The organism is Intrasporangium sp. (genome assembly GCF_030452765.1).
Lineage (GTDB): Bacteria > Actinomycetota > Actinomycetes > Actinomycetales > Dermatophilaceae > Intrasporangium_A.
The window spans coordinates 21,284-28,942 of the sequence record NZ_JAKDLO010000039.1 but is presented as its reverse complement, the minus strand read 5'-3'; the positions used below and the strand labels follow the sequence as shown (position 1 = coordinate 28,942).

Here is a 7,659-nt window from a genome sequence, read left to right as displayed (position 1 = left end):
CGGCAGCCGTTCCCCAGCCGCTCTTGCCTCACGAGTCGCTCCAGCCACACCCAGAACCTAGACCACATAGACACCAAAGTCACGGACATTGGGCCACGACATCGAACACGGACACAGTAACGTCATGATCGGGCTCCGGTTGTTGAGCGTCACTGTGGATGACGAGGATTCGGGCTGCTTGCGCCGTCGCGGATTCTGAGGTGCTGAGAGCGAGGGTGCGTTTGGGCGGCGCCACCACTTCGCCCACGAACCGGCATTCCGGTAACGACGCCTTCATCGGCAGAATCAGTGACGGACAACACTCCGGTCAGGGGGAACGGCTCAACCACTGAGCCAACCACCGCCACAGCGCGGTCACAACACGGCGCCCTCCACGGCGACCGTCATCCCACCGGCGCCCACCGCCAAAGGCCACCCACGCACCCACGACTCGTCGGGCTGGGCGAAGCCCCGTTAGATCCTGAGCGGAGGCGGAGGGGATGACTGGGACCGCTGGGACAGTACCGACAGTACCGCCAACGGTGTCTCCGCCGTAAGCGTCGTCCGTCCTCCGGGGAACCACATCGAGTGTCATCGAAGTCGTGCCGGGAAAGAAGCTCCCACTCGATTTGGGTTCGGGGCCGCTGACGTCACGGACGGGGGGCGCATGATGGAAGCGCCGGAGGCTTAGTCTCGGTGACGTACCCGTCGTCGCCCTGACCTCGGGTTTTCGTGCTGCCCGAAGCCTTGGGGACGTCGTCACACATGAGCTCTGTCACCACTCACCTGCCGGTCATCCTTGACGTCTTCCGCTCCGGGGAAGACGTCGAGGCGGCCCTGGCGCAGGCCCACAGCCTGACCCGGCTCGTCGACGTCTCGGCGAGTGAGGGGTCCCGCCCCTTCCTCGTGGCCGCCCTCGCACAGCAGGGCACCGGAGCGACCCCGCTGCTCGTGGTGACCGCGACGACCCGCGAGGCGGATGACCTCGCCGAGGCGCTGCGGTGCCTGCTGCCGCCGGAGCGGGTCGCGGTCTTCCCCAGCTGGGAGACGCTCCCGCACGAACGGCTCTCCCCGCGCAGCGACACCGTGGGGCGCCGGCTCGCCGTGCTGCGTCGCATCGCGCACCCGGACGAGGCGGACCCCTCCTACGGGCCGCTCTCCGTCGTCGTCGCCCCGGTCCGGGCAGCGCTTCAACCCATCACGAGGGGTCTCGGCGAGCTGGCCCCTGTGGCCCTCAAACCGGGCGACGAGTACCCGCTCGAGGACGCGGTCGAGGCATTGGCCGGCGCTGCCTACGTGCGCACGGACCTCGTCGAGCGCCGCGGCGAGTTCGCCGTCCGCGGCGGCATCCTCGACGTCTTCCCGCCGACCGAGCAGCATCCGGTCCGGGTCGAGTTCTGGGGCGACACCGTCGAGGAGGTCCGCTGGTTCAAGGTCGCCGACCAGCGCAGCCTCGAGATCGCCGAGCACGGGCTCTGGGCGCCGCCCTGCCGCGAGGTTCTGCTGACCGACACCGTCCGGCAGCGGGCCGCGGCCCTCCGCGAGCAGCTTCCCGGTGCCGCCGAGATGCTCGCCAAGATCGCCGACGGGATCGCCGTCGAGGGCATGGAGTCGCTGGCCCCCGCCCTCGTCGACGGGATGGAGCCGCTGCTCGACGTGCTGCCGCCCGAGTCGATCGTCCTGCTCGCCGACCCCGACAGGATCCGCCGCCGGGCGCACGACCTCGTCGCGACGAGCGAGGAGTTCCTCGAGGCGAGCTGGTCCAACGCGGCCGCCGGCAACGCCGTGCCCGTCGACCTCGCGTCCGTCTTGGGCACCGCCTCCTTCTGGACCATCGCGCAGACCCGGGCCCACGCCCTGGAGTCGGGGCGAGCGTGGTGGACCCTCACCCCGTTCCTGCAGGACGAGGACCTCGAGATCGAGGACGACGACGTCGATGCCCGCCTGACGGTTCACACGACCGACGCCGAGACGTTCCGCGGTGACACGCCCAAGGCCGTCGAGCACGTGCGCGGCCGGGTCCGCGACGGCTGGCGACTGGCGATCGTCACCGAGGGCCCGGGTCTCGCCCGGCGCGTCGCCGACGTCCTTGGCGAGCACGACGTCCCTACCCGCACACTCGACGGCTCGCTGGAGCCCGGCATCGTCTCCATCACGACCGGTGCCCTGGGACGAGGCTTCGTCCACCCGGGCAGCCGGCTCGAAGTCCTGACCGAGGCCGACCTGACCGGCCAGACCGGAGCAGGGCAGACGTCCACCAGGGACATGCGCCGGATGCCGTCTCGGCGGCGCAACCAGGTCGACCCGCTCCAGCTGCGGCCCGGCGACTACGTCGTGCACGAACAGCATGGTGTCGGCCGGTTCGTCGAGATGGTTCAACGAACCGTCCACGGCGCCACCCGGGAGTACCTCGTCATCGAGTACGCGCCGTCGAATCGGTCGAAGCACAGCCAACCCGACCGCCTGTACGTCCCGACCGACCAGCTCGACCAGGTGACCAAGTACGTCGGGGGAGAGGCGCCGACGCTGAACAAGCTGGGCGGGTCCGACTGGCACAAGACGAAGTCGCGGGCCAAGCGCTACGTCAAGCAGATCGCCGCAGACCTGATAAGGCTCTACAGCGCCCGGATGGCCACGAAAGGCCACGCCTTCGGGCCGGACACGCCCTGGCAGCGCGAGCTCGAGCAGGCCTTCCCCTACATCGAGACGGCCGACCAGCTCTCGAGCATCGACGAGGTCAAGCAGGACATGGAGCAGCAGGTCCCCATGGACCGCCTCATCTGTGGCGACGTCGGCTACGGCAAGACCGAGATCGCGGTGCGCGCCGCCTTCAAGGCGATCCAGGACGGCAAGCAGGCCGCCGTGCTCGTGCCGACCACCTTGCTGGTCACCCAGCACCACCAGACCTTCTCGGAGCGCTACGCACCGTTCCCCATCAAGGTCGCGGCACTCTCACGCTTCCAGAGCGACGCCGAGGCGAAGCAGGTGCTCGAGGGCCTCGCCGACGGGACCGTCGACCTCGTCATCGGCACGCACCGGCTGCTCGCCAAGGATGTCCGCTTCAAGGACCTCGGCCTCGTCGTCGTCGACGAGGAGCAGCGCTTCGGCGTCGAGCACAAGGAGCTGCTCAAGACGATGCGGACCGCTGTCGATGTCCTGTCGATGTCGGCCACCCCGATCCCGCGCACCCTCGAGATGGCGGTGACCGGCATCCGCGAGATGTCGACGCTCGCGACGCCCCCAGAGGAGCGCCACCCGGTGCTCACCTTCGTGGGCGCCTACGACGAGAAGCAGATCACCGCCGCGATCCGGCGTGAGCTGCTGCGTGAGGGCCAGGTCTTCTTCGTCCACAACAAGGTCAGCAGCATCGACAAGGCGACGACGCGACTGCGCGAGCTCGTACCCGAGGCACGGATCGCGGCGGCCCACGGCCAGATGAGCGAGAAGCGGCTCGAGCAGGTCGTCCTCGACTTCTGGGAGAAGCGGGTCGACGTCCTCGTCTGCACGACGATCGTCGAGACCGGCCTCGACATCTCCAACGCCAACACGTTGGTCGTCGAGCGGGCCGACGTGCTCGGCCTGTCCCAGCTGCACCAGCTTCGCGGCCGGGTCGGCCGTGGCCGCGAACGGGCCTACGCCTACTTCCTCTACCCTCCGGAGAAGCCCCTGACGGAGACGGCCCACGACCGGCTGCGCACCATCGCCAGCCACACCGACCTCGGCGCCGGCATGGAGGTCGCCATGAAGGACCTCGAGATCCGGGGCGCCGGCAACCTGCTCGGCGGTGAGCAGTCCGGCCACGTCGCCGGCGTCGGCTTCGACCTCTATGTCCGCCTCGTCGGCGAGGCCGTTGCGGACTTCAAGGACGAGGGAGGGAGCGCACCCACCGAGATCAAGATCGAGCTGCCCGTCGACGCCCACCTGCCGCACGAGTACATCCCGGGCGAGCGCCTGCGTCTCGAGGCATACAAGAAGCTCGCCACGGTCGAGAGCTTCGAGGCGGTCGACGACATCGAGTCAGAGCTGCGCGACCGCTACGGCAACCCGCCCGAGCCCGTCCAGAACCTCCTCGAGGTCGCCCGCCTGAGAGTCGTCGCCCGCCGGGCCAAGATCGCCGACATCGGTCTGCAGGGCAAGGTGGTCCGCTTCGGCCCCGTCAAGGACCTGCGCGAGAGCCAGCAGCTGCGCCTGCTCCGCCTCTACCCCGGCACGGTCGTCAAGGACCAGCTCGGCGTCATCCTCGTGCCGGTCCCGAGGACCGCGCGCGTCGGCGGCAAGCCGCTGCGTGACGTCGAGGTGCTCCTGTGGGCTCGGCAGCTCATCGAGGCCGTCCTGCTCGCCGACATCGCCGCAGCGGCGACCGCCGTGTCGGCTGCTGCGCCGGGAGCTCCCTCCGCCCCGTAGGATGGCAACGCATTCGCCCCTGAGGAGGATCTGTGAAGGCTTGGTCAGGTGAGGCCGGGACCGTGAAGCGGTTGGCCGTCGGAGCCGTCGCCGGCATGGCGGTCGTGTCGCTGCTCGGCGCGTGCACTGCAGTGACCCACCAACAAGCGGCCGCCGTCGTCAACGGCCAGGTGATCCGCCTGTCCGAGGTCGAGCAGACGGCCGACCAGCTCCGGTCCGCCAACCTCGACTTCTCCGAGCAGGTCGTCGTCACGGCCCTCATCGCGGCCCCGCTGCTGGCGGAGACGGTGCAGGCCTCGGGCAGCTGGAAGCCCGACGCCACGTACGCGAGTGTCATCAACGCGATGCCCGACGCGACCGCCACGACGAAGGCGTTCGTGTCGACGGTCGCACTGCTGCAGTCGGCCCAGATGACGAGCGAGGACGTGGCGCACTACCGCTCGGACCTCAAGCAGGCCACGATCGCGGTCAACCCCCGCTTCGGCACGCTGGTCCCGACCGAGCAGGGTCCCGTCTACTTCACCCTGGGCGCGGCGACGCCCAACTGGATCGCCTCTGCTCCCCAGACGAAGTGAGCCGGCGCTCGGCATGACGGGCCGCCTGACCCTGCTGCTGACGACGCCACGCGTCGCCCCCGGTCTGCTGACCCGAGACGCGTGGCATGCGCTCGAGAGCGCCAAGACAATCCTTGCCCGACAGGGTGAGTACCAGGCCGGGGCTCTCGTGGAGGCCGGCCTCGACATCGACTCCCGTCCGTCGACGTCCGTGCCGGCGCTTGCCCGTGAGCTCGTCGACGCGGCCCGGCGCGGCGAGATCCTCTGGATCGGCTCGGCCGATGGCGACCCGGGGCTGACCGACGCGATCGCGGCCGAGGTGTCCCGGCTGACCGACCCGCCCGAGGTCGAGCTGCTCGTGGGGTCCCACGACGTCCAGGGCGCCCGCCTGCTCGACGTGGTCGCGGTGATGGACCGGCTCCGCTCGCCCGGCGGTTGCCCGTGGGACGCCGAGCAGACGCCCCGGACGCTCGTGCCGTACCTGCTCGAGGAGGCCTACGAGGCCATCGAGGCCATCGAGTCGGGTGACCCGGCGCAGGTCCGCGAGGAGCTCGGTGACCTGCTGCTGCAGGTGGCCTTCCAGTCCCGCGTGGCCGAGGAGGACCCGGATACGCCGTTCGACATCGACGACGTCGCCGGGGGCCTCGTCGACAAGCTGGTCCGGCGGCATCCACACGTCTTCGGCTCCGTCGAGGCGGCCACGCCCGAAGACGTCGAGGCGAACTGGGAGGCCATCAAGGCGACCGAGAAGGCCGACCGCAGCCACCCCCTCGAGGGCATCCCGCAGTCCCTGCCCGCGCTGGCACGAGCCGACAAGGCGATCTCCCGTCTCGAGCGCGCCGGGCTCGCCGAGCGCGTTGCGGTGGCTGCTGCCGGCGACGATCTAGGCGCTCGGCTGCTGGCGCTCGTCCGCGAGGCGCGCGGTGTCGGAGTCGATGCGGAGGCGACGCTCAGGGCAGCCCTTCGCCGGTTGGCCGGGTGACGCATCCTGAGGGTATGCCGCTGAGTGGCCTCGCGCGCGACGGCAGCCGTCGGCTCGGGGTCAGTACGCACCTCGTGCGGCGAAGACCGCGTGGATGGTCCGCATGACGATGGTCAGGTCCTGCACGATCGACCAGTTGTCGACGTAGTAGAGGTCGAGGCGCACGGCGTCGTCCCAGGAGAGGTCCGAGCGTCCGGAGACCTGCCACAGACCGGTCAGGCCGGGGCGCACGTCGAGCCGCCGCTGGGCGTCGGACGGGTACTGGCTCACCTCGTCCGGCAGGGCCGGCCGTGGCCCGACCAGGCTCATCTCACCTCGAAGGACGTTGAGCAGCTGCGGTAGCTCGTCGAGGGAGAATCGGCGGATCAACCGACCGACCCGGGTGATCCTGGGATCACCCTTGACCTTGAAGAGCACTCCGTCCGCGTTGACGTTGAGATCCTTCAGCTCCGCCAACCGCGCCTCCGCGTCCGTGCACATGCTGCGGAACTTCAGGCAGTCGAAGAGCGTCCCGTCCCGGCCGGCCCGAGCCTGTCGGAACAGGACCGGACCGCGGTCCTCGAGCCGGATGGACAGCGCGACGAGGAGCATCACCGGGGCAGCGAGCAGCAGGAGCAGACCCGCGCCGACGATGTCGAAGGCCCGCTTCAGGCCCCGGGAGGCGGCCAGGCTCTGCGGCTGCTCGACGTGCACCAGTGGCAGCCCGCCGACCGGGCGCATCTCGATCCGGCCTGCGGAGATGTCGCTCAGGCTCGGCACAACCACCATCTGCACCGGCATCCCCTCGAGCTTCCACGCGGTGCGCCGGAACTCGGCGGACGTCGGGAAGGCCCCCTCGGTGAAGACGATGATGTCGACCTCCTCGTCGAGCACCGCGTCCGCCGCTCCTGTCGTCATGCCGCAGACGGGGATGCCTCCGGGCGTCGTCGCGACCGGCTGTGAGGACGGCAGCAGCGCCCCCACGACCTGGTAGCCCATCCGGCGGTCCCGCTCGAGCACCTTGCACACCTCGTCGACATGCGTGGGGGAGCCGGACACGAGCACTCGTGAGAGCAGGTGCCCCTTCTCGCGGGCCCGGTGTACGACGCGCCGCGCGATCCAGCGCCACACGAGCAGCATCGGCACGCCGAGCATGAACAGGAGTGCGAAGAATCCACGGGCCAGGTTGAACTGGGTGAGATAGCAGGCCATGCCGACGACGCCGGCCGTCAGTGCTGCCGCGGTGAGAATGCGGGCGTATTCGCTCGTTCCCACCCCCAGCCGACCTTTTCCATATGTCCCGGTTGCGAGGTTTGCGAAGAGCCACATGGCGACGATCCCGACGCCCGCGGGGCCGATCACTCCCGACACCTCGGACATCGTCGTACCGAAGACGGTGAGTCTGGGCCGCGCAACCATCGCGATGACGGTCGCGATCGTGATGACGGTAAAGTCCCCGGCCATCAACGAGATCCGCCAGTACTGAATCCCACGCGAGCGTGTCGAGACCTGTCTGGCGACCGGGCGCGTGCGCACGCTGCGCAACGCGAGCAACGGCTCGCGAGCGGTTTCAACCATACCTGATCCACCCCACCACGTTGGTTTGGTTCCCCCATCGCCGAACTCCTGCGAGTCAGCGCTTCCCTGCCAGTGTCGCCAAGGGCGCAGGCCATTTCAGGGAAATGGAAAAGAATGATCGATAAACGTCAAGAATGACCCTGAATGTCAGAGGAACCGCCCATTTATCGATAATGCGAGGTA

Annotated in this window: 4 protein-coding genes; 3 read left to right on the top strand and 1 reads right to left on the bottom strand. The window is 69.3% G+C overall.

What is annotated here, in order from left to right:
• Window positions 1–744: 744 nt before the first annotated feature.
• Genes mfd through L0H79_RS07140 form a run of 3 tightly spaced genes read left to right on the top strand, consistent with a single transcriptional unit; the run spans window position 745 to window position 5,919 of the window.
• Entirely contained in the window at window positions 745–4,383 is a 3,639-nt protein-coding gene (gene mfd, locus L0H79_RS07150; RefSeq protein ID WP_301483897.1) for a transcription-repair coupling factor, read from the top strand.
• Between the two features lie 32 nt (window positions 4,384–4,415).
• Entirely contained in the window at window positions 4,416–4,958 is a 543-nt protein-coding gene (locus L0H79_RS07145; RefSeq protein ID WP_301483896.1) for a hypothetical protein, read from the top strand.
• 13 nt (window positions 4,959–4,971) lie between these two features.
• Window positions 4,972–5,919: a MazG family protein gene (locus L0H79_RS07140; RefSeq protein WP_301483895.1), complete on the top strand. Its 948-nt coding sequence runs from the start codon at window positions 4,972–4,974 to the stop codon at window positions 5,917–5,919.
• 60 nt (window positions 5,920–5,979) lie between these two features.
• Here L0H79_RS07140 and L0H79_RS07135 read toward each other — a convergent pair whose 3' ends face one another.
• Window positions 5,980–7,362: a sugar transferase gene (locus L0H79_RS07135; RefSeq protein ID WP_301483894.1), complete on the bottom strand. Its 1,383-nt coding sequence runs from the start codon at window positions 7,360–7,362 to the stop codon at window positions 5,980–5,982.
• Window positions 7,363–7,659: the final 297 nt, after the last annotated feature.